Source organism: Corynebacterium durum (genome assembly GCF_030408675.1).
GTDB classification, from domain to species: Bacteria; Actinomycetota; Actinomycetes; order Mycobacteriales; family Mycobacteriaceae; genus Corynebacterium; species Corynebacterium durum.
This window is the reverse complement of sequence record NZ_CP047200.1, coordinates 2,227,034-2,249,037: the sequence shown is the minus strand read 5'-3', so window position 1 is coordinate 2,249,037 and position 22,004 is coordinate 2,227,034. Positions and strand designations below refer to the sequence as shown.

Sequence of the window (22,004 nt, the reverse complement as noted above, 5' to 3'; positions counted from 1 at the left end):
TTTGGGGGAGGGGGCAGACCTCGATTAGGCGAGGCGGAACTAAAGGAAAGGTGCCGCAGTGCGTCACGTGGCATATCTGAGTATATATTAAGCTTTTGATGAGCTAAAATGTTTGCATGTAAAGCTATTTGGCCTGCGAATACGTCTAAATTCTGGACGGTGTCCTAGTTGACATGACACAATAAACTGATAAAATCCTTAAAGAACTATGTGACTTATGGTGTTGGTCGGGATTGTGAAATTCGTCAGGTCAGCTGCCCGTAGGTCTCATCTGGTTTTTGCATGTATCAAGAGAAAGGAGAAGGCTGTGGGCTATTCGGTGAGCCGAAAAATCTACGCGATCGTAAGTTCACTGCTTCTGGTGCTCACCAGTCTGCTGACTTATCAGCCAGTGGCACAGGCCACTGGGGGTGTGAGGATAGAGAATGTTAGTGTGGAGTCCGAAAACACTCCCATTAAGAATTTGAGCTATGTTCACGTTCGGTGGGACTGGTATGCGGGTAACGTGAGCAACGGGCAGCAGTTTTCTGTGGAATTTCCGGACGTATTGCAACTGGGCTCGGATCAAGGTATTGAGCTAAGAGACGCGGACGGCGTTGTTGGTGGAACGTGTAATGCCGATAGCGACACTAGAATTGTCACCTGTACTTTTAATGATAAGTTCTCGCACAAAGATAATGTCCATGGGATGTTCGAGGTGCAGGTGCAGGTTGCCAAAGCCCAGAAATCCAAAGAAATCCCTTTCAAGATCGATGGCGTGTCACGGCTTGTTCGTTTGCCTGGTCCCGATGACCAGGATGGAATTATCGGGGCCGATTACACTGCGCCAAAGACGTTTTCGAAAGAAGGCTGGGCTGAATCCGACAAAGTTCACGCCCGCTGGACTATCTCGGTTCCTGGCTCTGAGCTGGTAAAACACAGCATCAATAGCGATGTTGTGATTGAAGATGAACTGAAGCTTGTCACCGGTGATGTCGGGCACAAGTTTATCAAAGGTTGGGGCGAATACGCTGTAGAATACACCAAAGACCAGCTGGATGACCCGCGATTCAAGGGCAAGCCTCTTGCGTTCGAGCAGGATATTCAGCCGGGGGAAACCAAGCAGGTTATTACCCTGAAGCGTCCAAATGACGGCTGGAAGGCTGATCGCTTCTACCAAGTGTCTTATACATCAATTTCCGCAGACGGTGCTATCCCCGCTAAAAACACTGATATTTCAAATAAGGCCAGCCTGCGTGGTACAGCACTTGTGTCAACCGCAGTTTCTGAATTTAAACAGGATGCTCGAGGCACCATCACTGGTGTAAATCGTGGTACTTTTGAGCTGAAGAAAGTGCTGAATCCTGCTGCGACACGTCCAGAGGGTCTCAAGGATGGAACGACATTCCCCGTTAACGTGACTGTTGATTCTCCTGACGATAAATTCGATGAAACCTACACTCTGAATGTTCCTCTTAATGGTGACGTGGTGAAGGGAAACAAGGAACTGCCCGCTGGCTCCAAGGTCACCTTGGAGGAGGTCATACCTCAAGGTGGTGCTGTCACATATGACGCTCCGCAGTTCACTGCAACGAACACTTCCGACGCCCCGAATCTCGAGGGGGCTGGTTCGTCGAAGGTAACCGTTACTACGGTGTCAGACCGCAATATTGGCGTGACTTTGACCAACACCCCAAAGCTGACTGGTGGTTTTTACTTTGACAAGGTCATTGCGGTCATGACGGAAGATGGCACACATGTTGCAGAGGGTAAAGACGCAGAAATCGCTGAGCTGAAGAAACAGTTCCCCGAATTCACGGTTCACTACACCTGTACCACTGCAGGGAAAGACTACGACGGTGATGTGACAATCAAGAGCGATGGCACTCCCTCGCAACCCGTCAACAACATCCCGGTGGGCGCACAGTGCAGTTTTACTGAAAAAGACGTGCAGGCTGTTGACTATAGGTGGCACTATCACATCCGCAAAAACCAGCAGGGAGACCTGCTTCAAAACCACCCCGAAACCCCCAACGTCTTTAACTACACTGTCACCAATGAACGCCAGCATCTCCGGGTAACCAATAAGTTCACTCCGACTAAAACGCCGATGGGTAAATTCAAGATCGTCAAGACCGTTGAAGACCCCCACAAGGTGATTCCGCAGAACGAGAATAGGCGCTATGTCTTTGACTACGTGTGTACTCCGCCTGCTCTTTCGCAACCAAACACAGGAGGGCGTGTTGAAGTTCAGGATGTCAATGAACCTGCGCCACTACAGTTCACCTTGACTGTTGATGGTGCCGGTGAAGTGACGTCCCCTGAGATTCCGGTTGGGTACGAGTGTCAAATTGCCGAGCGTGCTGATTCTGCTGATGTGAAGGACGCAACCCGTACGACGAATATCACTCCGAAGTCGGTGAAGATTTCGGCTAATCAGGTTCAGATCTTCACCGTGAACAATGTCTACGCTTCTAAGTTGGGTGATTTCACCATCACCAAGAAGCTAGTGAACCCTGACAATGTCGCAGTGGGAGATAAGGAATTTACCTTCCACTACGTGTGCACGGATAAAGCTAAGACCGAAGCCACCAAGGTCGAGGGTGATCTTGTGGTGAAGGCCAATGGTACTGCGACCAGCAAGAAGATTCCGCACGACTTTAACTGTGTAGTCAACGAAGTGGGTGCTGGTGTTGCTGGTGCTCACCTGAAGACGAGTGGTTTGGAAGAGATCACTATCGTTAAGGGTGCTACCAAGTCCGTTACTGCAACGAACACATACACTGCGCTGAAGGGCAGTGTGAAGGTAACCAAGGAGCTGGCTGGATCGGCCAAGGATCTGGACGTCATCAAGCACAAGACCTTCACCGTTGGTTACGTCTGCACCAAGGAAGGCAAAGAGACGTCGAAAGGCGAGGTGAAGCTGAAGGTTGATGAACCCGCAACCATCAAGGACATCGTTGTTGGATCACGCTGTACCTTCACAGAGGACACCAAGGACGTGGCAGTTGACGGCGCGATCTTCGTCGAAGACGAGTCCATTGTTCGTGCAGAAGCAACAGTTGAGGATGAGCGCAGTGAAGCCTCTGCGCGCATCAAGAACAGCTACGACAAACTTGGAACCGTTGAAATTACCAAGGAAGTCGTGGGGCTTGTAGCAGGTTCCTCTAGCAACAAGTCGAAGGAGTACCAGTTCACCGCGACGTGGGGCATTGGTAACGAGTCCAAGAAGGAGACGTTCACACTCAAGGATGGCGACACCCATAAGCTGCCGCAGATGCCCGTGGGCACGATGGTGACGCTGAAGGAAACAATGCCGGCATCGGACACCTTTACCTCCTGGGCTACACCACGCTTCGGTAGTGATACCGCTGGGGCTGTGAAAGACAATGGTGATGGCACAGCAACCATCACTGTCAAAGCCGAGAGCAGCAAAGCAACGGTAGTGAAGGTCACGAACAGTGCCAACATTCCATGGTGGTGGTTTGTCATCCCTATCGTTCCCCTGATCCCGCTACCCACACCTCCGGCACCGTCAGTGCAGAAGCCGCCCGCGCCGCTGTCCGCGACACCGACCCCCTCGGTGCCCGCACCCAAGACGTGTGATCCTCACGCTCCCGCGTCGGGTACCCCGAGTGAACCGGGTGGATATTCGGGTGGACACGGTGCCAACGGTAATGACAAGGGTGTCCCGTGTGTTCCGCAGAAGGGCATCCCTGCCAAAGCACAGTCAGGGAACCCGACACCCGAGAAGCAGAACCCGAAGAAACTGGCCAACACAGGTGCCTCGGTCATCGGTGTTAGCATGCTAGCGCTTCTGGTTGTCACAGCTGGTGCTGCGATGATCATTCGTAGCCGCCGCTCGTAACATCCCGACGTAGTGCACTAGGGCTTTAATGGCCTAGCGCACCTGCGCCCCGGCTCCATGTAATGGTGGAGCCGGGGCTTCCTTTTGCGCTCTGTGTTTGCGCTTTGCATGTTCCACAGTGTTTTACTGTGCTCCACAGCGCTCCACAGTGCTGGGTGCCGGCCACAACGCGTCAATGTTAAGAAAATTGTAAGCGTAGCCACTTTTATTCTTTGCTGGCTTTGGTGGCGTGCTGGGCATCGATTTCGGATTTGGGTGCTGGTTGTTATCCAATTTTCCCTGCTCACTACCGGATCATCACTTGCTCAACCCCTGGATAGCCCCCATCTGTGGTCAAAAAGTGAGGATTGCCTCAAATATTGCCTTTGAAATGAAGGTTTAAGATGATAAAATCCTGAGCATTAAATGTGATTGGTTCATGCTATAACTCAGCCGCAAGGGGTGAAGAGGATCTGTGAGTCGCTTGATGAATGCTCGACGCTGCGCTCTGCTTGGCGTTGCACTGCTGCTATCTATCGGTATTAACGTCAGCGGGGCATTCGCCGACCTCGCTGGAGCCCACTTTGCCAGAACTTCGTTTGTCGAAATGCAGCTCGCCGAAGCTCACGCAGCAACCTCTCACCACCAATCCGATGTCATCGTCCAAGCCCAAGCAAACAACACTGCCCAGGTAAATCACGTCGGTACCGCCGCCAATGCGCCCACCTTCATTGACATTGATGCCCCCATTATCACGGCATCTGCCCTCCCTATAACGGAAAATTCGGAAGTGACATTCAGTTGGCCATGGTCGCTGTCGGGCGGGGAGTTTGAAGGTCAACAATTCACCATTCAATTTCCCAAGCAATTCCGAGTTCCGGCCACGTTTTTCAATGCCCTGCACGACAGTAGCGGGCGCACGGTTGGCGACTGCACCTCAGACCGTCGCACTAACCTGGTCACCTGCACTTTTGATGATTCCCTGGCCGGTCATAACAATGCTATTGGCACGCTCACCACGGAAGTCAAAGCTTTGAGCAGTTATGATTCCATGGACATTGACTTCAATATCAACGGCACTGACCAGAGTATTACTCTGCCGGGCGATGGCCCTTCCGGCATTGTGAAAGCGGCCCCCACACTTCCTGCTCACATAACGGTGGAAGGCCAGCAGATTAACGGCACACTTATTCGCTGGGTGGTCAGTGCACCGGGTGCCTTACTGCATGACAAGCTGGGGGAGCGGTCGTTGCGATTTGATAGCCGCCTTTCGGGGCCGCGCAACGCTGTTGGCCATGTCTATATCAATTCCGATGCGGACGAATTGATCGAATACACCGCTGAGCAACGGGACGATCCCTTTTCGGTGCCGGATGAGCAGCACCATGCGGCTAGCATTACCCAGGGAATTAAAGACGGCGGTCTCGCCCAATCCATTGTTGCCGAACCTCCATCGGGTGGATGGAAGTCCGACCACTATTACCTGGTGGTTTTCTACTCAACCACTGCCGACGCTCAGCCCGTGGCATCTCCCATTCATCTCACGTCCTATGGGGTGGTGCAGGACATCATGGACAGCATTGTGACGGAAACGGTGTTCCAACCCGATGCCCCCGCCGCAGCTGAATCCCAGGATTCCCTTCTCCGCTTTTCGACGCCCATTAACCCCACCGCCCCCGCTATCCCCGCCGCTCCCGCCGTGAATCGTGTTAGTCCGATACGCACCGCATCGGAGGCGCAGAGCCTCAAGGATGTCGGTGCCTTCGTGTTTCTTCCATTAGCTTTACTGTTCCTGGGGATTATAGTGTGTGCGCTGGTGCGGGTTCTATCGAAGGACCACTAACTCTCGGTGTCTTGGGGGAAGGCGATCTGTCGCAGGGCGTCGAGATGCGCCGCCCACGCCGTGCGGCCCTGTTTGCTGAGCTTCAGGGTTGTCTGCGGCTTTTTGCCCAAAAACCCTTTCATGATGGTGACGAACCCCGCTTCCTCCAACGCGCTCGCGTGCTTAGAAAGCGTCGAATCGGTGGTGCCCAGGTAATCCCGGGCATCCTTGAACGGCAGCTTCTCGACGCCCGCGAGCGTAGCCATCAGGGAAAACCGCAGCGGATTAGTGAACGCCGGGTTGAGGTCATTGCGAGGGTGGGTGCTCATCGGATGCTCTTTCTGTTCTTGCGCAGGGCGAGCATTTCCCACACGGGACCTGCGATGCCTAGGAGTGGGACTATGGAGAGCATGATGAAAAGCTGCGTCAGGGACACTGGTGTGAAGGTCGTAGTAAGCATGAGTGCCAAGTAGCAAACGGACCAGACCCCAATCATGATGCCCCAACGAAGTCCGAAACCACGGAGGGCAGTTTTAGCGACAATCACCGTGAATGTGGATAAGCCGACTCCGACAGCGAGCCACACAAATCCTGTGATGAACAACGGCATGCGAAGGGCGTGAAATTCGGGGTGCCCGTCACAGTAATTGGCTAGAACTTCGAAGACCATGGCGGCAATTATGATCTCATAAGAGGCCCACGCAGGGGTGAAACCGCTGATGCCTTGCGTGCGCATGCGAGCCTCCGTGAGTTGAGCCTGCGCTTCATGTGGTGTTAGTGCGTTCATGTCAGAGAAATCCCATCTTTGAGAAGAATTCGGTTACAGAAATGTGGACTTTATTGGGCGTTTCTGTAAAGGTTGCGCACAGTGATCACCTCCCATACAGGGGCTGCGATGCCCAAGAGCAGGTAGGTGGAGATGATGGCAAGGACATGCCACAGTTCTAGCGGCGCAAAAACAACGATGAGTGTCGAAGCAAAGAAACCGCCTGCCATGAGGTAATGCATAATGTCCCAGCGACGCTCGAAGCCGAAGCGGATGGGTTTTGAGATGGTCTTGGTAAGTATGAGCATGACTATGCCTCCGAACAGCCATGCCATCCCCATGGCAAAGAATGGGGTGCGTAGGGATTGAAAATCGGGATGTCCATCAAAGTACGCGCATAGCACTCCGAAGGTCATAGCAATAAGGATGATCTCGTAGGCGACCCAGACGGGGCTAAATCCACTGATGCCTTGCGTGCGCAGGCGGGCCTCTGTGAGCTGGGCCTGCGCCTCTTGTGGTGTTGTGGTGTTCATGCCTCTGATTTTAAGAAAGTACTTTCCACTTTGGCAAGTACTTTCCGCGGATTATTATTGAGGGCATGCCCCCTGTCACCCCCGCCATCGGTATTGACCTCGTCCATATCCCCAGTTTTGCCGAACAGCTCCAGCAACCTGGCAGTCGCTTTCACCGCGTATTCAGCGCCTTCGAAAGACGTCACGCCAACCAAAAACTCGACCCTGATCAGCATCTCGCCGGGCGATGGGCCGCTAAAGAAGCCTTTGTTAAAGCCTGGTCCCAGGCCCTCTACGGCACCCCGCCCGTGATCGACCTGGAAGATTTTGACTGGTCGCAGGTAGAAGTTGTTCCCGACCAGTGGGGGCGTGTGGCTATTCATCTGATCGGGGAGGTTGCCGAGCAGGTTGCGGAGACTATGGGAGGCGCTACGCCCCACATCAGCCTCAGCATTAGTCACGACGGCGACTACGCCACGGCCACCTGCTGTATCGCGTTGATGGTGGGGTAGTGCACAGTGTGCTTATCCTCAAGCACGACAATGCCCTGTTTTTCGCCTTGGTTATATAGGTCCATCGCCAGGTACGCGAACACCCCATTTTCGAGCCTGCCGATAGACCTATTTCTACGCAAAAGTTTGCACTAACGTTGTTCAATAGTCGCTAAGCCCCCCACCAAATGCCACCAAGCCCCCAACAACCTACCCCGTCGCTACAGCAAACAGATACGCAACCAGCATGCGCTTGATTTCGGCGACGGTGCCGGAGAAGCGGGCGTCGTCAAGCTCTTTATCGCGGACAGCGTAGTTGAGCAGCGAGCTGACGGTGTGCACCAGAATCCCGGCGAGCTCGCGGCGGAGAATATCGGGGGAGCCGGGGGCGAGGGGCTTCATCACGCGGGCAATGAGGTCGAGCATTTCCTGCTCGGTCGCGGCGGCGGTGGCACGGGTCGCCGGGGTGGATTGCACGGCGTGCCAGACGGCGCGGCGGGAGGGGTCATCGCGCCAGAGTCCCGCGAGGTGGTCGATGAATTCGTCGAGGAAGTCGGGCCATTGCAGCGCCGGCACTCGGGAGGAGAAGTCCTGAAGCTCGGAGACAATCTCGGCGGTGTCTTGCCGGTCGAGTTCGCAGATGAGCACGTATTTGTTGGCAAAGAATTGATACAGAGTGCCGATGGGTACTTCGGCGCGCCGGGCGACTTCGTCGAAGGTGAAGGATTCGAACCCGACGTCGACAAGGACCGCGCGGGCGCTGGCGAGGATGCGGTTGAAGCGTTCGCGGCTTCGCTGTTGCGCGGGGCGTCGGCGCGGTAGGAGTATGTCCGGGGCGTCTTGGTCCATGCGGCGGTTATTTTTCCAGTTCTCTGATGACCCGGGCGACGTGTCCAGTGGCGCGTACGTTGTAGAGCGCGAGTTCGATGGTGCCGTCGGTACCGACGAGGAAGGTGGAGCGGATCACGCCTTCGACGATTTTGCCGTAGTTCTTTTTCTCCCCAAAGGCACCCCATTCTTTGAGCACGTTTTTGTCGGGGTCGGCGAGCAGGGGAAAGGTGAGGTTGTTTTTCTCGCGGAAGGCCACGAGTTTATCCACCGTATCGGGGGAGATGCCCACCACCTCTATCCCCAGGTCATTGAGTTGTGTGAGGCTGTCGCGGAAGTCGCAGGCTTCTGTGGTGCATCCGGGGGTGTTGGCACGCGGGTAGAAGTAGACGAGCACGCGTTTACCCTGGTAATCGGACAGTGACGTCGTTTCACCGCTATCGTTGGGCAGGGTGAAGGCCGGGGCTTGGTCACCGATTTCCAGGCGTTTTTGCTCAGTCATAGTGACAAGAATACTCATGTTGCTGTTTCTGCGTGCGCGTGCTCGGGTTATCCACTAGCGTTAGTGTTGTTTATTGTTTGTTTCGCAACTTTGGGAGATTGTTCGTGGCCCGCAACATTGAAGACATCCAGCAGGACATCGAGCGTACGCGTCGTCAGTTGGCGGGTACTTTGGATCGGCTGGCCTACCGCACCCGCCCCCAAACCATCGTTGAGGACGCCAAGAAGTCTGCCCTCCAACGCCTCCAGGAGCCGCAGGTGAAGCAAATTCTCACAGGTGTTGCTGCTGTTGTGGCTGTCGGCGTCCTCATCGGCCTCGCCCGCTCCCGCCGACGCTCAAAGGACATGAAGGAACTCCAGCGCCTGCTGTCCAACCGTTAGTTCTGCTTATCGACGTTCGCGCCTTCCGCAGCCAGCTCCTCCAAGGCTGCGCGCCCAGTGTCTGGGGCAACGGCGGCGCACAGATCCGTGAGCACGTGGGTTGTGAATCCCTCGCTTAACGCGTCCAGCGCGGTGGCGCGCACGCAGTAATCAGTGGCAATGCCCGCAATGTCCACGTGCGTGATCTCCCGGTCACGCAGCCATGTGGCCAGGGGAGTACCGTCTTCTGTCGCGCCTTCAAACCCGGAGTAGGCGGAGGTGTACTGGCCTTTGAGGAACACTGCGTCGAAAACGCTCGGGTCAATCATGGGGTGGAAATCTGCGCCGTCGCTGTTGGCAACACAGTGCACCGGCCAGGTATCCAGAAAATCCGGGGTGGGGGAGAAGTGTTCGCCGGGGTCAATGTGCCAGTCCTTTGTGGCCACCACGGCGCTGTAATCCTTGCCGTGATCTTTGACAAAGGTGGCTATTCGCCGGGCTACGTTGTTGCCGTCGGCTGTGGCTAGGGGGCCGCCTGGGCAGAAGTCATTTTGGACGTCAACAATGATCAAAGCTCGCATGACAACCAATGATAAACCAAAAGCCCCCAGTAGGCGTGAACCATACAGGGGGACATATGTGCGCCATCAGGGACTCGAACCCCGAACCCGCTGATTAAGAGTCAGCTGCTCTGCCAATTGAGCTAATGGCGCCGTTCTTTGCAACGAAGGAAACTATAACAACATTGCTAAAAAATATGCAAATCCACTGCTAGCTCCCCGCATAACGTCCAGTATCATGGGTGTCTGGGAACACGATAAGAGGAGTTACGGTTTTGTCATCAAAAAACGTGTACTCTCTGCTTAGAGACTTGCAAAATCATAGTGTTTGGAGAAAAATGCCGGGACTTCGCCCCCTCACCGCGCTAGGAGCGGTCGGGCTCCTCGCCGGGGCCCTCATCCTAGGTGGATGCGCCGCTGGTCAGAACAGCGGCGACAAAGCTGTCGATGCGGCAGCCGAGGCGTCGAAAAGCGCCGAAAACAAAAAACCTGAAGCCAACGTCAAAGACGGGCAAAAGGACGTCAACCCCGCCAAACCCATCACCGTCAAGATCGGGGATGGTGAACTCAGCACAGTCACCATGACCAACGAAGACGGCAAAGTCGTCGAAGCATCGCTGGACAAAGACAAAAAGAAGTGGGAAACCACCGAACCGCTGGGCTACAGCCGTACCTACACCCTGACCATTGAGGCCAAGGGTGAGAAGAAGCAGGAAATGAGCTTCAGCACCATCGATGCGACCAACACCACCACCGCGGCCCTTTCGCCGCTTCCCGAATCCACGGTTGGTGTCGGTCAAACAATCGGGATCAAATTCGACACCAACATCGAAAACCGTCAAGCTGCGCAAGACGCCATCACCGTCAAAACCGAACCCAAAGTTGAGGGCCAGTTCTTCTGGCTCAACAACAGCGAAGTCCGGTGGCGGCCCAAAGACTTCTGGGAACCCGGCACCAAAGTCGACGTCAAGGTGGACATCTACGGTGTTGACCTCGGCGGCGGAGTCTACGGTGAAGAAAACAACAACACCAACTTCACCATCGGCGACAAAGTTGTTGCTGTTGCCGACGACAACACCAAGACCATGACCATCAAGCGTGGCGAGGAAGTGCTCAAAACCATGCCGATCTCCATGGGATCCGGCAAATACCCCACCCCGCACGGGACCTACATCATTGGCGACAAGCACCCCACCATCGTCATGGACTCCTCCTCCTACGGACTCGCCATCGACGCGCCCGACGGATACCGCACCAACGTGCAATTTGCCACCCAAATGTCCTACTCCGGCATTTTCGTCCACGCGGCACCCTGGTCGGTGGGATCCCAAGGCGTTGAAAACGTTTCCCACGGGTGCATCAACGTCAGCACCGACAACGCCCAATGGTTCCAAGACAACCTGAAGCGTGGCGATATTGTCCAAGTCCGCAACACCATCGGCGAAGAACTCTCCGGCTACGACGGACTCGGCGACTGGAACATCCCCTGGGAAACCTGGAGCAAGGGCAACGTCAACGAAACCTCAGCCTGGTAGGTTGCTTGAGCCTGGCTTGCTTGGACTTGCTTGGAGGAGCCCGCCCACCCCGCGTGATTGCAGGGGGGGGCGGGTTTTTCATTGCTTACGCGGCACGCTCGCCAGCACGTCCAGCTACTGCACTCCCTCAAACGCGGTGAGGATACCCCGTCGCAGCGCGACCATGACCAGGCCGCCGAGAATAGCGGCGGCACCGATGACGAGGAAGTAAGTGCGTTCGGCACCGGCGTCGCCCGCGTCGTAGTACCCGGCGAAGGTTCCGGACAGGGCGGTCCCAACCGCCAAGGAGAGGAACTGCAGGCTCATCATACGAGTGGCAAATCGCGCCGGGGCGAGTCGGCTGGCTAGGGAAAGGCCGACGGGGGAGATCATGAGCTCGGCCATGGTGAACAGGAAGAGGATGGCCACCATGGCGAAGAAGGGCGTCGAGTTGGGGCCGCCACCCGCGAAGGGGATGAATATGAAAGCGGCGAGCCCGGTGAGCATGAGGGAGAGCGCGTATTTCATAGGGGTAGAGGGCTGCCGTTCGCCGAGTTTGAGCCACATGGTGGCGAAGATGCCAGAGAAGACAATGATGAAGATGGGGCTGATGGATCCGACCCAGGCGGGGCTTACTTCAAAGCCGCCAAAGGTACGGTTGAGTCGCTGGTCGGAGTAGATGGCAATAACGGTGAATTGTTGCTGGTAGATGGACCAGAACATCACGGAGGCGAAGAACATGGGGATGAAGCCCAGGAGGCGGTGTTTTTCGGTCCGGGTTGTTTTGGGGGAGCTGTACATCTGGACGAAGAGCAGGACGGCTGCGATACCGCCGACGATGCTGACAAAGTTGGAGAGCCACCCGATTTTCAAGATTCCCGTGGTAAAAAGCACCACGACCACGGCCACAAGCGCGAGAGTGATTCCCAGAACGCTGAGGATTTGGCTGCGCGGAGCGGGGTTCAACACGGTGCTGCCCACGGCACCGATGGTGTCTTTGCGCATGACGGCGTATTGAATGAGGCCGATGGCCATGCCGAATGCAGCCATGCCAAAACCCCAGTGGAATCCAGCTTGGCCCCACATCCAGCCGGTGACCAGTGGACCGAAGAGCGCGCCGATGTTGATGCCCATGTAGAAGATGGAGTAGCCGCCGTCGAGACGCGGATCGCCTTCCTCGTAGAGTCCGCCGAGGACGGTGGAGGCGGTGGTTTTCACGCCGCCGGAGCCGAGAGCCACCAGCATCAGACCGACCGTCAGTCCAGGGATGCCGGGGAGCAGGCCCAAGGAGACGTGGCCGAGCATGACGATGATGGCTGAATAAAACAGGGTGCGTTCGGCACCGAGCACGCGGTCGGCAACCCAGCCGCCGCCGATGGCTGCCACGTACACAAGCCCACCGTAGGCACCGACAATGGCGGTGGCGATGGACTCGTCGATGCCTAAGCCGCCGTCGGTGGTCTGGTAGTACAGGTAGTAGAGCAGGATTGCTTGGAGTCCGTAGAAGCTGAAACGCTCCCACATTTCCACGCCGAATAGGTTGGCTAGCCCCCAGGGGTGCCCGAAAAAGGTACGCTCATTTGTTGCCATGTCTCCACAGTAGGGTAAAAGCCCCCGTAAGTGGGATACTTATCACAAACGCGACCGGAAAATTATCAACTTAACATTCGCGCCAACACGGGCCGCCACGCTGCGAGATCGTGCCCGCCGGGGAACACGGTAAAGGTGGACCGCCCGCCTGCGGATTCGATTCCGTCGGCCAGGCCCTGCGCAATCGTGAAGATCGACTGCTCGGGGCGGTCGCCGCGGTTCTCCTCGGAACCCACTGCGATGTCAACGGAAATGTTGTTCGCAAGCAGGGAGGACATGAGTTCCCGCGCGACGTCGATACCCGCAACCACGGCGGGGGAGAGCAGCACCACACGCTGCGCACCCAACTCCACAGCCAGGGCGCAGGCGGCGAGCGCGCCCGCAGACATGCCCACAATCACGTCGGGCTGTTCTTCAATGTGCGCGCCCACGGCGTGGGCAAAGCCAATCGGGTCGGCAAAATCGCCCATACGCTGCGCCATGCCGCTGTTATGCACGTAAATCGGGGCGATGTTGAGGTCCAGGAAATCATTATGGATGCGCTGCATCACCTCACCGTCCAGGAACAACACCTGGTTCGGATTTTCCAGCGCGTAGTGAATTTTATGTCCCGTCGCCAGCTTCTCGCCCGCCAACTGCGGGGCAGGATTGCCCAGATCAGCCCAATCATATTCCGGTGCGTCAGGCTGCTGCAGCACCGAAATATTCGGCTCCGCGCGCGTCATCGGATCCGTCCCGATCAGCCGATACAAGCTCGGCACCGTCGGATTTGGTGTGGAAAGGGCGGCGTCGAGAAGCGCGGGGGAAAGAGCCGTGACCTCAGTAACATTCGGAACAATCGCCCACGACACGCCCGAGGCATTGGGTAGCTCAGCCGTGAACGACCAGCCGTCCCCCGACCGTTCCATCGGAATCACGTTAGAACTCAACGCAGGGCACCACAGACCCGGCTGCTGCTCGCCCTCCCAGGTGAACGTAACTGAGGTGTAATTATTCAAAGTGCCCCTCCTTGCGCGGGTAAGGTGGCGGACATGCTGACGCCACCCCATACTATCCGACCATGGCCACTTCCACGAGCCTCCTCACCGCTTATCGACGCCGCCCGCACGGCCCTCGCAGCCATCCCCGACACCCAGCAACGCGAGGAACGCGCGGAGCTCATATACAAGGAACTCACGGCAACCGGGACGCCGCTTGTGGAAAACACGCTGGTTACGTTTGTGTGGTACGGCGTTGCTCCCCACGGGGTGATTCTGAACCTGAACAAGGTCAGTGACATGCTTGATCCCGCCGATACGCGGCTGGAATCCATCGCGGGGACCGGGCTGCACGCCCTCACTCTGGATATGCCCACCGAGTGGATGGGAAGCTACAACTACAGCGTTCCTGGTTCTGAACTCCCGGCACCCGCGCTGCATGGCGGGGCAGACCGTGAGATGTTTGGGATGCTCCGCGCTAGCGCGGTTGAGGACCCACGTGCTCGCGAATACGTTGGTTTCTTAGGTAATGCGCGGCTGGCTGTGGCGCGTGGGCGGGACGCTGACCGGGCGGTTTTGTCGGGGGATACGGAGGGGATTGAGGAAGCTCAGGTTGTGAGCCCGGTGAATGGGGCAGAACTCACCGCCTGGACCTGGAGACCAGCGGATGATGCTGCTCCCGTGGCGCGGCTGGTTGTTCTTGACGGGGAGACCTGGGTGAATCAGTATCCACTGGTCAGCGCCCTGCAGGAAGTGCCTGTGCCTATCCATGCTGTGTTTATCGAATCCGGTGGCCCCCAACAACGACAACTCGATTACACCAGCGACGCGGCTGCTGGGCGTTCCTTCATCGAGCGGGCGCTGGGGTTGCTGGGGGATGGGAGCGATGCACCAGTGATTGTTGTGGGGCAAAGCATGGGAGGGTTGTGTGCCCTGCTCTCCGGTATGCGGCACCCCGACCTCGTGGCGGCTGCCATCGCGCAATCGCCCTCGCTGTGGTGGAACGGCGGCGCATGGTTTGACGAGCGAAGCCGACAGGACGGCGCGCCCGCATATCTGCAGGTAGGGGCGTACGAATGGGATCTTGAACGGGATGTCCACCACGCCGCCGCGCTGCTCCGCGCCCAGGGGAAACTCCTCGGCTTTGATATTTATCCAGGTGGCCATGACGCGCTGTGGTGGCAGGCACTTCTGCCGGAGGTTCTCGCGGAGGTTGCGGGGAAGGTGTGATGTGCTTGGAGTTCACCGCCGACGCAGCATGAACAGCATTCCGAGCACAAGAATCGCGGTTGCGAGGAGCGCTCCAGAGGCAATCGGGATGAAAGGGCTTGTGGGCTGGTTGTTTCTGGATGTTTTTCGTGCTCTGATCGCGTCAGAAACCTCCACAGCCTCGCCCGCAACGCCGTAGGAAAGCTTGGGTCCTGGTTCGGCGTTGCCCACGGCGCGCAGAGCTAAGCGGATAGTGGTGGACTGCGGTGTGTCCGCGCTGTAGCGCAGGGCTACGTTCTGTTCGCCGGCGAGGAATCCCCCTTTGTGGTCGAATTCGGTGTCTTCGATAATGTTTCCCCAGCGTATTTCTTGGGTGATGGATGTGACTTTGCGGACTTCCATGGCGTCGAGTTTGAGCCGGTACGGGATGGTTGTTTCGCCGTAATTGTTGGTGCCTTCTTCGATGTCAACGGGGTAGAGGTTGGGCCCAATGACCGCCCAGTTGATGGTTCCTTGTGTGGGCGGGGCTTCTATGGCTATTTGTAGTCGTTGCCCTTCGGCAATGGGAATTCGGAGCCATTGTGTTGTGCCGGAATGGAGTGTTGTTTCGTAGCTGCCTGCGTGTACTGTCGGGGCGTCGTTAAGCGTGGTGGCGGTGTGAAGAGTTGCGGCGGAGTTGTTGATGTCCATGCTGAGTTCGGGCGGTGGCGCGGAGGTAGCTATTGTGTCGGTTGCCGCTGTTGGGATTTTCCATAATGTGAAGTCGAGTGGGAGTTCGTGTGCGCCGCCGAGTGTGCCTTTTCGGGTGATCACAATGTCGTAGGCGCCGGGTGTGCAGTTGCCGAAAGTGTCGCCAACCACGTAAGACGTTGCGAATCCGCTGATGGGTTGGGTGAATTCATTGGCGGCTGTTCCGTCGCTGGATTCGGAGACGCAGTGGTTTCCGGCGGGGTCGATAATGTCGGCTGTTATTCGCGCCAGTCCGGGTATCGACGCCGCGTCTTCCGGTGGCGTGACCATCATTCCTAACGCCAGTTGATCACCATGTTTTAATTCGACTTTCCAACGTAGTGACTGCTCTGGCGGGAGAATAGCGTGGTGACGAGTGGGGTCTGGTTGTCCATTTTTTACACCGCCGACCTGTAAGAAAGGTATCGATTCAGTGGCGGGCGCCGGTAGCGCATTGAATAGTGAAATACCAAGGGTGCAGAGAAGTGCCGCAGCGCGTCTTCTGCGTGTTCCTTTCATACTATTTAGTTAACCATTAAAGAACGTTTAATTGAATAGTAATTAAAAGAATTTCATCCGCACGCACAAAAACCAGGTTTGTATTATCAAACCTGGTTTTTGTCTTTGGGGTGGCTGACGGGGCTCGAACCCGCGACACCCAGGATCACAACCTGGTGCTCTACCAGCTGAACTACAGCCACCATTGCTGCTGTTAAAAGCAGCGAGGACTATAATAACTCACTCGTGCGTTATTGCAAAAAGCGCTGGTACGAGGCCATCGATTCCTTCGCGGCGTCGATACATTCGGCGGTGGTGGGGCCTGGATCGGGTGTGATGAACGAGCGTCGATAATAGTCCAGCTCGCGGATGGATTCCACGATGTCGGCGAGGGCGCGGTGGGCGAGGCCCTTCTCCGGTTGATTGAAATAGATGCGGGGATACCAGCGGCGGGCGAGCTCCTTCAGGGTGGACACGTCGATCATGCGGTAGTGCAGGGCGCTGTCCAGCCGAGGCATGTGCTTGCGAATGAAGGAACGGTCCGTGGCAATGGAATTTCCGGCCAGCGGCGCGGGATGATCGGGATCGCAATGCTCGGCTATGAGGTCAAGAACCGCCTGCTCAGCCTGCTCAATTGTGGTGGTCGATGTGCGAATCGCCTCCGTCAGGCCCGATGAGCCATGCATGTCTGCCACGAGCTCATTCATGCCCGCCAGCTGCTCCTCCGTGGCGTGGACCACAATATCGACGCCCTGACCGAGGATGTTCAAGTCCGCGTCCGTGACCAGCGCCGCCACCTCCACAACGACGTGATGATCTGGGTCAAGACCCGTCATTTCGAGATCAATCCACACCAAACGGTCATGTTTCGACATAGCACTTTCCGACATCATTTTTTACGACATTTTCTTATAAAACGAACCAATAAGTGGGGAGGCAATACCCCTCGGCGCGACGAGCGACGCCACATTCAACACCTTACTCAGCGGACCCGGAACCACACGGCGTTTATTCTTTGCCAACGCTTCGAGGGACTCTTTTGCGCAGGATTCATAGGTGGTCCAGAGGAAATCCGGTACCACCTTATCCACAATAGATTTCTCCTCCTCCGGGATTACCGCGTCCCGCACTGGACCAGGTGCAAGAAGCGTGCAGCTGACCCCCGAACCTTTCAACTCATAATGCAGGGCCTCCGTGAATACATTCACGCCCGCCTTGGTGAACACGTAGGTCGCATTATTTGGAATAGGGAGGTTGCCAGCAGCCGAACCAACATTGAGAATAGCACCTTTTCTATTTGCCAGCATTCGGGGCAGCACGGCGCGGGTGAGTTCAAAAACAGCCGTGGCATTGAGCTCGAACTGATTGGTCTCATACTCCCATTCCTGGTCCATGAACGGGCCGAAACTCGCAATGCCAGCAGAATTGATAATGATGCTGATGTCGCGGTCTTTGATGTCTGCGATAAGCTTGTGGCGCTGCTGCTCATCCGACAAATCGCAGGGAAAAACCTCGGCCGTGACGTTGTACCGCGACGTTAATTCCGCAGCAAACTGCTCCAGCACATCTTTACGACGCGCCACCAAGATCACATGGTGGCCCTGCTTGGCCAGATTACGCGCAATAGCCATGCCAATTCCCTGGCTAGCGCCAGTAATAAGTGCGCGAGAATCGGGGCTAGGGGAGGGGAGGGGCATAGTTGCAGTAATCCTTTAATCGAAAATAGTTCTGGGGCAGCTAGCTAAAAATATGGGAGATAGTTCGGTTTGGTGTCCATCGTACCGGTGTGAGGTGATTTGGCCGAAAAATGGCGGCGTGAGGTGCGGGGTAGCTTTAGGGCACGGGTATGGATCGGGTATGGGTGCAGGCGGGGCGCGAGCGGTGTTGGGGGTGGTTCTGGGGTAGCTCCGAAGGGCGTTATTTGAGAAAAGCAGGAAGAAAATATAAGAATTTCCAAATATAAGCCTATGAAAAAGGAGTCTGCGATGCGTACACGCACAAAACTTGTAAGTCTGAGCCTGGCAGTGGTCCTGCCGCTCGCTGGAATGGTGAATGCTGGAGCTGAAGAAAAACCAGCTCAGGGAAAGCAGGAGACCGGGGTGGTTGCGCCCGCTGCTGGGGCAAACGGTGAGGCTGGTAATGCCGCTGCTGGAAATGAGGCCAGTGGAAATCAGGTTGAGGCGGGCAAGGGCGCCGCTTCTGGTGTGGATGCAGCTTCTGGCGCGGGTGCTGCCGGGAAGCCTGGTGAAAAAGCTGGTGGAAGCAGTGCAAAAGTCAGCGGCAGCAGCGACAAGGTCAAGGGGAGTAGCGAACGCGGCAAGGCGGGGAGCAGTGCCATTGCTGAGAACAAAGATAATAAAACCCTGAAATTTCTGGGCATTATCGCCGGGATCGTGGGCATTGGCGGCCTCATCTCTGCGGGACTCACCTGGGCGGTGCAGCAGCGGCTGATCGCTAATCCGCTGCCGGGAATCATCCCCAATCCGCCAGCTCCCCCGGCCCCGGCTCCCGCACCTGCGCCAGCCCCGGCCCCTGCTCCAGTTCAGGCAGCCCCTGCGCCTGCACCGGCACCTGCCCCGCAGGGTGGTAGCTTCAGGAACTGCGCAGCAGCCCGCGCGGCCGGAGTGCGCACCCCCATTCACCGTGGTGAACCCGCCTACGCGCCGCACCTGGATCGCGACAACGACGGCGTGGCCTGCGAGCGGTAAGTTCTGCGGCTGGGTGGCCTAGGTAGTGTAGTGACGGCGGTGGCGTTGTCTATGACGCTGGTGCTCGGCAGTGGTGGCACGGCTGCGGCTGCCGAGACTTCCGGGGTGGAGGTAAAGGCTGCCGCTGACGGGAAGGTTGCTGGTGGGTCCGCCGCTGGAGGCACTGGTGGTAGTAGCAATGACCGGGTTGATTCCGCCGTTACCCACATCGCTACAGGTGGAATGATCGGCATCATCACCGCCTGGGCACTGCACCGCAGTATCATTTCTATAACTGGGGCGTCTGTCCCTGATGGCTTGCCCGTACTAGGGGTTACTGGCGATGGCTTCCCGACCTGTGACGCCGCACGCCGCGCAGGCTTAACGACGCCCATCCACCAAGGCCAGCCTGGCTACTCACCCGCCCTAGACCACGACAAAGATGGGATTGCGTGTGAGCGAGGGGAGTGAGGTGTTTTTCCCCGCTACGGCGGGGTTTTTCGCGTGATGGGGAGGTGGGATAAGTGTGTTTAACCAGACAATCGGGGGTAAGCATGAATGTCAGGCGCACAGATCTACAAATAACCTCTTATGGGATATTGAGGTGATCGGAGTAGAGTGTCGGAGGGCGGTGCGGCCTTTCATTGGGGCTGGTTAGTCCTATTTGTACGAGCCTTGGCTCAAAACGATGCTGCACCGCCCTGGTCTGTCCTGGTGGGAGCGTCGGTTGCAGAAATTGGGGTACTGGTTTGTAGTATTTGTACGAGCCAAGCTTGAATCAAGATTTTTGAAGTGTAGTATAGGTTTTGTTACCATCATTTGAGAAGATCATCACGATGATCATCACTCTAGTGGGTGGTGGTGACATAACCGTCCATAAATAATACGTACTTTCTAAGAACTGGAAGTGAGTTTAATGAAACGATTTAACAATCGACCCAAAGCTTCTACTAGCCGTGCCGTTTCGAGGCGCTTTTCAACGACGGAACTCGAACCTGCAGCGGAAGCACAAGGATTAGTTGCGTCAGCTAAGTTTGTAGTTGAACGTAGCTCTGTGTCTGTGTTTAAGATTCCCCGCTCAGTTTTGGCTTCGACTATGGCCATGGTTGTATTCCTTTGTGTAGTGTTTTCCCAGGCTCCAGATTCGTCTATTGTGCCTGCTCCGGTGCGGGTACTTGCCCCCGCTCCAGTGCAGGTGTTTGCTCCACAACGAGACGCTGTTGTCATCCTTGGTGTAGCACCGGATACTTGCCCCTGCTCTGGCGTAGATAGTAGTTTATGCGCCCACCCTGATCTCTCAAGGTGACTGCGTTAAAAACTACTCAGGGAAGGATGTACCCGCATTCGCTGTGGTGAACTTCCCTACTCTTCCTGATTTGGAAGTAACAATGGCGGCGTGATTTATCAATAATGATGGGGTGGAAAACGCAAGTGCAAAAACGCGCCGCGATGAAGGTATTGAAGCTGAAGTGCACCTCTCTACCCCGTAGGAGACTTTTTCCTCAGTGTCTGAGTGAAAGGCGGAATAAATGTGTTCAATCAGGCATTCGGGGGTAAGTGTGCATTTCGAAAGTATCAATCTGAAGGCTGGCTTCTCGGGGTTATTGAGATGTTTCGGGTAGGGTGGCTGAAGGTGCCGCAGCCTTTCATTGGGGCTGGTTGGTCCTATTTGTACGAGCTTTGGCTCACTACGATGCTGCACCGCTCGAGCTGGTGTTGGTGAAAGCTCTGGTTGATACATCGGGGGTAATGGTTAGTTATCTTTGTATGAGCCAAAATTGACTTGACTTTTCTGAGGCGTATTATCAGTTTTGTTGCCACCATTTGAGGAGGTCATCGCGATGATCATCACTCTAGTGAGTGGCAGCGACATCAAAATTTCGACTTGGAACTGAAGTTCCAATATTTGAAAGGAAGTCTCATGACCATCATGATCTTTGAAGATTTACTCAAGGCATGCACCAGCGGAGGTGCTTCAACCCTGGTGTCAGTGACGGAACTTGAACCTGCAGCTGGAGCGCATGCATCAGTCGCACCAGCGAAGTTTGTAGATGGGCGTAGCTCCGTGTTTGCTTTTGAGACTCGTTTTATTGATGGCTTGGCAGCTCGAGCTGTCTTGTTGGACAGCAAGCAGTCGCAACTTAATCGTGCGGAAGGTGCCATCATGCAGGATATTCGTGCTGAGCATCCTTTGTTGGGGAAAATTCCCCGGATTCTGGTCACCTACAGTGATGGTCAAGAATTTAGTGACATGGAGTTGCCTCACCGTTTTGCTGATGGGCATGTCCGTGCGGGGACTATTGATGGTGAGCCGACCACTGCAAACGAAGCATACCGAGCAGTTCGCAATGCCACTCCTGCCGACATGAGTGCAATCCTCAATACTGCTCCTGCTGCGGCTGTTTTTGGTGGATGGGATTCTACTCGTAAGAAGAATCAAGTACGACTTCGTAGTGCGCTTGTTGGTGAGATTATTGGTGTTCTTGCTGATCAGGATAGTAGCGGCCAGGATCAGCAATCACGTCGAGGTGGAGCTCGTGTGGATACGGTTGCTATGAGTGTGCAGCTTGACCCCAAAGAGATGGAGAAATTGATTGATGCCCAAGAGGCTGAACTCAGTGATAAGCTGATTGACAAGCTTCGTGGTGAGATAAAGAAAGCCAAGAAGGATAAAAAACTATCAGCATCGCCGCTCGGACTTGGCGGTATTCCACCAAAGCTTGATGCTCTTGGAGGGGTAGCCTGCGGTAAAATTATTCGTTCGTGGGTGTTGAGTTTTGCATCGCTACGGCAGCTGCGCTTTGGTGGCAATGAAGAAGCAAATGTTGCTGGTAGAGCCCTTCTTGCGGCGTTTGGTTTGGTGGCAATTGCGCGTGCTGAACGCGAGCTGTATCTCCGCGCTAACTGCGATCTTGTTGAGGCAGGAGCACCTGTTGTCACGCTGGACGAGCGCTATGGAAATAAACGCATCCTTGATCCAATCACTGTAGAACTTGCTGACCAGCTGCTGGAACAGGCAATCAACCATGCACGCTCTACTGGCGTTGCTGACTGGAACGGTCAGATATTGCATGTGGATGGCAATCAAGTGATTCTGCAGGGTGCTTCCGATGAATCTGAAAGCGAGGACTAGT

The 22,004-nt window shown here is 55.9% G+C and carries 20 protein-coding genes and 2 tRNA genes; 9 read left to right on the top strand and 13 right to left on the bottom strand.

Features of this window, described 5'->3' with window-relative positions:
* Positions 1-433: 433 nt before the first annotated feature.
* Entirely contained in the window at positions 434-3,847 is a 3,414-nt protein-coding gene (locus tag CDUR_RS10385; protein WP_179418154.1) for a DUF5979 domain-containing protein, read from the top strand.
* A 454-nt stretch (positions 3,848-4,301) separates the two neighbouring features.
* Positions 4,302-5,669 carry an Ig-like domain-containing protein gene (locus CDUR_RS10380; RefSeq protein ID WP_179418153.1) on the top strand — a complete coding sequence of 456 codons (1,368 nt, stop codon included), beginning with the start codon at positions 4,302-4,304 and terminating at the stop codon, positions 5,667-5,669.
* Here the strand turns inward: CDUR_RS10380 and CDUR_RS10375 are convergent.
* The 3 genes from CDUR_RS10375 to CDUR_RS10365 are packed head-to-tail and all read right to left on the bottom strand — an operon-like array spanning position 5,666 to position 6,947.
* Positions 5,666-5,977, bottom strand: coding sequence for a winged helix-turn-helix domain-containing protein (locus tag CDUR_RS10375; RefSeq protein ID WP_179418152.1), 312 nt, complete (start codon positions 5,975-5,977; stop codon positions 5,666-5,668). The genes CDUR_RS10380 and CDUR_RS10375 overlap by 4 nt on opposite strands.
* The gene (locus CDUR_RS10370) at positions 5,974-6,435 is read right to left on the bottom strand and encodes a hypothetical protein (RefSeq protein WP_179418151.1); all 462 of its coding nucleotides are present in this window, start codon (positions 6,433-6,435) and stop codon (positions 5,974-5,976) included. The genes CDUR_RS10375 and CDUR_RS10370 overlap by 4 nt, the downstream gene beginning before the upstream one ends.
* A gap of 50 nt (positions 6,436-6,485) precedes the next feature.
* Entirely contained in the window at positions 6,486-6,947 is a 462-nt protein-coding gene (locus CDUR_RS10365; protein ID WP_179418150.1) for a hypothetical protein, read from the bottom strand.
* A gap of 65 nt (positions 6,948-7,012) precedes the next feature.
* Here CDUR_RS10365 and acpS point away from each other — a divergent pair, with 65 nt between their 5' ends.
* Positions 7,013-7,438, top strand: coding sequence for a holo-ACP synthase AcpS (gene acpS, locus CDUR_RS10360; RefSeq protein ID WP_179418149.1), 426 nt, complete (start codon positions 7,013-7,015; stop codon positions 7,436-7,438).
* Positions 7,439-7,627: 189 nt separating this feature from the next.
* Here acpS and CDUR_RS10355 read toward each other — a convergent pair whose 3' ends face one another.
* Positions 7,628-8,266, bottom strand: a complete 639-nt coding sequence (locus CDUR_RS10355; protein ID WP_006063105.1) for a TetR/AcrR family transcriptional regulator — start codon at positions 8,264-8,266, stop codon at positions 7,628-7,630.
* 7 nt (positions 8,267-8,273) lie between these two features.
* The gene (bcp, locus tag CDUR_RS10350; RefSeq protein WP_179418148.1) at positions 8,274-8,747 is read right to left on the bottom strand and encodes a thioredoxin-dependent thiol peroxidase; all 474 of its coding nucleotides are present in this window, start codon (positions 8,745-8,747) and stop codon (positions 8,274-8,276) included.
* A gap of 104 nt (positions 8,748-8,851) precedes the next feature.
* Between bcp and CDUR_RS10345 the strand changes: the two genes are divergently transcribed.
* The gene (locus CDUR_RS10345; protein WP_179418147.1) at positions 8,852-9,127 is read left to right on the top strand and encodes a DUF3618 domain-containing protein; all 276 of its coding nucleotides are present in this window, start codon (positions 8,852-8,854) and stop codon (positions 9,125-9,127) included.
* On the opposite strand, the gene CDUR_RS10340 is transcribed toward CDUR_RS10345, so the two are convergent.
* Entirely contained in the window at positions 9,124-9,687 is a 564-nt protein-coding gene (locus CDUR_RS10340) for a nicotinamidase (protein WP_179418146.1), read from the bottom strand. The two genes, CDUR_RS10345 and CDUR_RS10340, sit on opposite strands and share 4 nt — an antisense overlap.
* A 59-nt stretch (positions 9,688-9,746) precedes the next feature.
* Positions 9,747-9,819: transfer RNA gene (locus CDUR_RS10335), tRNA-Lys, on the bottom strand.
* A 185-nt stretch (positions 9,820-10,004) separates the two neighbouring features.
* Between CDUR_RS10335 and CDUR_RS10330 the strand changes: the two genes are divergently transcribed.
* Positions 10,005-11,201: a L,D-transpeptidase gene (locus CDUR_RS10330; protein ID WP_179418145.1), complete on the top strand. Its 1,197-nt coding sequence runs from the start codon at positions 10,005-10,007 to the stop codon at positions 11,199-11,201.
* Positions 11,202-11,315: 114 nt separating this feature from the next.
* Here CDUR_RS10330 and CDUR_RS10325 read toward each other — a convergent pair whose 3' ends face one another.
* Positions 11,316-12,770 carry a peptide MFS transporter gene (locus CDUR_RS10325; protein WP_179418144.1) on the bottom strand — a complete coding sequence of 485 codons (1,455 nt, stop codon included), beginning with the start codon at positions 12,768-12,770 and terminating at the stop codon, positions 11,316-11,318.
* A 65-nt stretch (positions 12,771-12,835) separates the two neighbouring features.
* The gene (locus CDUR_RS10320; RefSeq protein WP_040359605.1) at positions 12,836-13,768 is read right to left on the bottom strand and encodes an alpha/beta hydrolase; all 933 of its coding nucleotides are present in this window, start codon (positions 13,766-13,768) and stop codon (positions 12,836-12,838) included.
* Positions 13,769-13,801: 33 nt separating this feature from the next.
* On the opposite strand from CDUR_RS10320, the gene CDUR_RS10315 reads away from it, so the two are divergent.
* Entirely contained in the window at positions 13,802-14,977 is a 1,176-nt protein-coding gene (locus CDUR_RS10315) for an alpha/beta hydrolase-fold protein (RefSeq protein ID WP_179418143.1), read from the top strand.
* Positions 14,978-14,989: 12 nt separating this feature from the next.
* Here CDUR_RS10315 and CDUR_RS10310 read toward each other — a convergent pair whose 3' ends face one another.
* The 4 genes from CDUR_RS10310 to cmrA form a co-directional block, all read right to left on the bottom strand.
* Entirely contained in the window at positions 14,990-15,979 is a 990-nt protein-coding gene (locus CDUR_RS10310) for a hypothetical protein (RefSeq protein ID WP_179418142.1), read from the bottom strand.
* A 331-nt stretch (positions 15,980-16,310) separates the two neighbouring features.
* Positions 16,311-16,386, bottom strand: a tRNA-His gene (locus CDUR_RS10305).
* A gap of 48 nt (positions 16,387-16,434) precedes the next feature.
* On the bottom strand, positions 16,435-17,058 hold the full coding sequence (orn, locus tag CDUR_RS10300; protein ID WP_233452940.1) for an oligoribonuclease: 624 nt from the start codon (positions 17,056-17,058) through the stop codon (positions 16,435-16,437).
* 21 nt (positions 17,059-17,079) lie between these two features.
* Positions 17,080-17,880: a mycolate reductase gene (cmrA, locus tag CDUR_RS10295; RefSeq protein WP_179418140.1), complete on the bottom strand. Its 801-nt coding sequence runs from the start codon at positions 17,878-17,880 to the stop codon at positions 17,080-17,082.
* A gap of 288 nt (positions 17,881-18,168) precedes the next feature.
* Here cmrA and CDUR_RS10290 point away from each other — a divergent pair, with 288 nt between their 5' ends.
* The 3 genes from CDUR_RS10290 to cas7g all read left to right on the top strand — a co-directional run bounded on the left by CDUR_RS10290 (position 18,169) and on the right by cas7g (position 22,003).
* Positions 18,169-18,891: an excalibur calcium-binding domain-containing protein gene (locus CDUR_RS10290; RefSeq protein ID WP_233452939.1), complete on the top strand. Its 723-nt coding sequence runs from the start codon at positions 18,169-18,171 to the stop codon at positions 18,889-18,891.
* Between the two features lie 30 nt (positions 18,892-18,921).
* On the top strand, positions 18,922-19,341 hold the full coding sequence (locus CDUR_RS10285) for an excalibur calcium-binding domain-containing protein (RefSeq protein ID WP_290207494.1): 420 nt from the start codon (positions 18,922-18,924) through the stop codon (positions 19,339-19,341).
* A 1,450-nt stretch (positions 19,342-20,791) separates the two neighbouring features.
* Positions 20,792-22,003, top strand: a complete 1,212-nt coding sequence (cas7g, locus tag CDUR_RS10280) for a type I-G CRISPR-associated RAMP protein Csb1/Cas7g (RefSeq protein WP_179418139.1) — start codon at positions 20,792-20,794, stop codon at positions 22,001-22,003.
* Position 22,004 lies beyond the last annotated feature (1 nt).

Bases quoted from the DNA above. Each gene is read 5' to 3' on its own strand.
- CDUR_RS10375 (WP_179418152.1), bottom strand. From the start codon at position 5,977: ATGAGCACCCACCCTCGCAATGACCTCAACCCGGCGTTCACTAATCCG.
- CDUR_RS10370 (WP_179418151.1), bottom strand. From the start codon at position 6,435: ATGAACGCACTAACACCACATGAAGCGCAGGCTCAACTCACGGAGGCT.
- CDUR_RS10365 (WP_179418150.1), bottom strand. From the start codon at position 6,947: ATGAACACCACAACACCACAAGAGGCGCAGGCCCAGCTCACAGAGGCC.
- acpS (WP_179418149.1), top strand. From the start codon at position 7,013: ATGCCCCCTGTCACCCCCGCCATCGGTATTGACCTCGTCCATATCCCC.
- CDUR_RS10355 (WP_006063105.1), bottom strand. From the start codon at position 8,266: ATGGACCAAGACGCCCCGGACATACTCCTACCGCGCCGACGCCCCGCG.
- bcp (WP_179418148.1), bottom strand. From the start codon at position 8,747: ATGACTGAGCAAAAACGCCTGGAAATCGGTGACCAAGCCCCGGCCTTC.
- CDUR_RS10340 (WP_179418146.1), bottom strand. From the start codon at position 9,687: ATGCGAGCTTTGATCATTGTTGACGTCCAAAATGACTTCTGCCCAGGC.
- CDUR_RS10330 (WP_179418145.1), top strand. From the start codon at position 10,005: ATGCCGGGACTTCGCCCCCTCACCGCGCTAGGAGCGGTCGGGCTCCTC.
- CDUR_RS10325 (WP_179418144.1), bottom strand. From the start codon at position 12,770: ATGGCAACAAATGAGCGTACCTTTTTCGGGCACCCCTGGGGGCTAGCC.
- CDUR_RS10315 (WP_179418143.1), top strand. From the start codon at position 13,802: ATGCTGACGCCACCCCATACTATCCGACCATGGCCACTTCCACGAGCC.
- CDUR_RS10310 (WP_179418142.1), bottom strand. From the start codon at position 15,979: ATGATGGTCACGCCACCGGAAGACGCGGCGTCGATACCCGGACTGGCG.
- orn (WP_233452940.1), bottom strand. From the start codon at position 17,058: ATGTCGAAACATGACCGTTTGGTGTGGATTGATCTCGAAATGACGGGT.
- cmrA (WP_179418140.1), bottom strand. From the start codon at position 17,880: ATGCCCCTCCCCTCCCCTAGCCCCGATTCTCGCGCACTTATTACTGGC.
- CDUR_RS10290 (WP_233452939.1), top strand. From the start codon at position 18,169: ATGCGTACACGCACAAAACTTGTAAGTCTGAGCCTGGCAGTGGTCCTG.
- cas7g (WP_179418139.1), top strand. From the start codon at position 20,792: ATGACCATCATGATCTTTGAAGATTTACTCAAGGCATGCACCAGCGGA.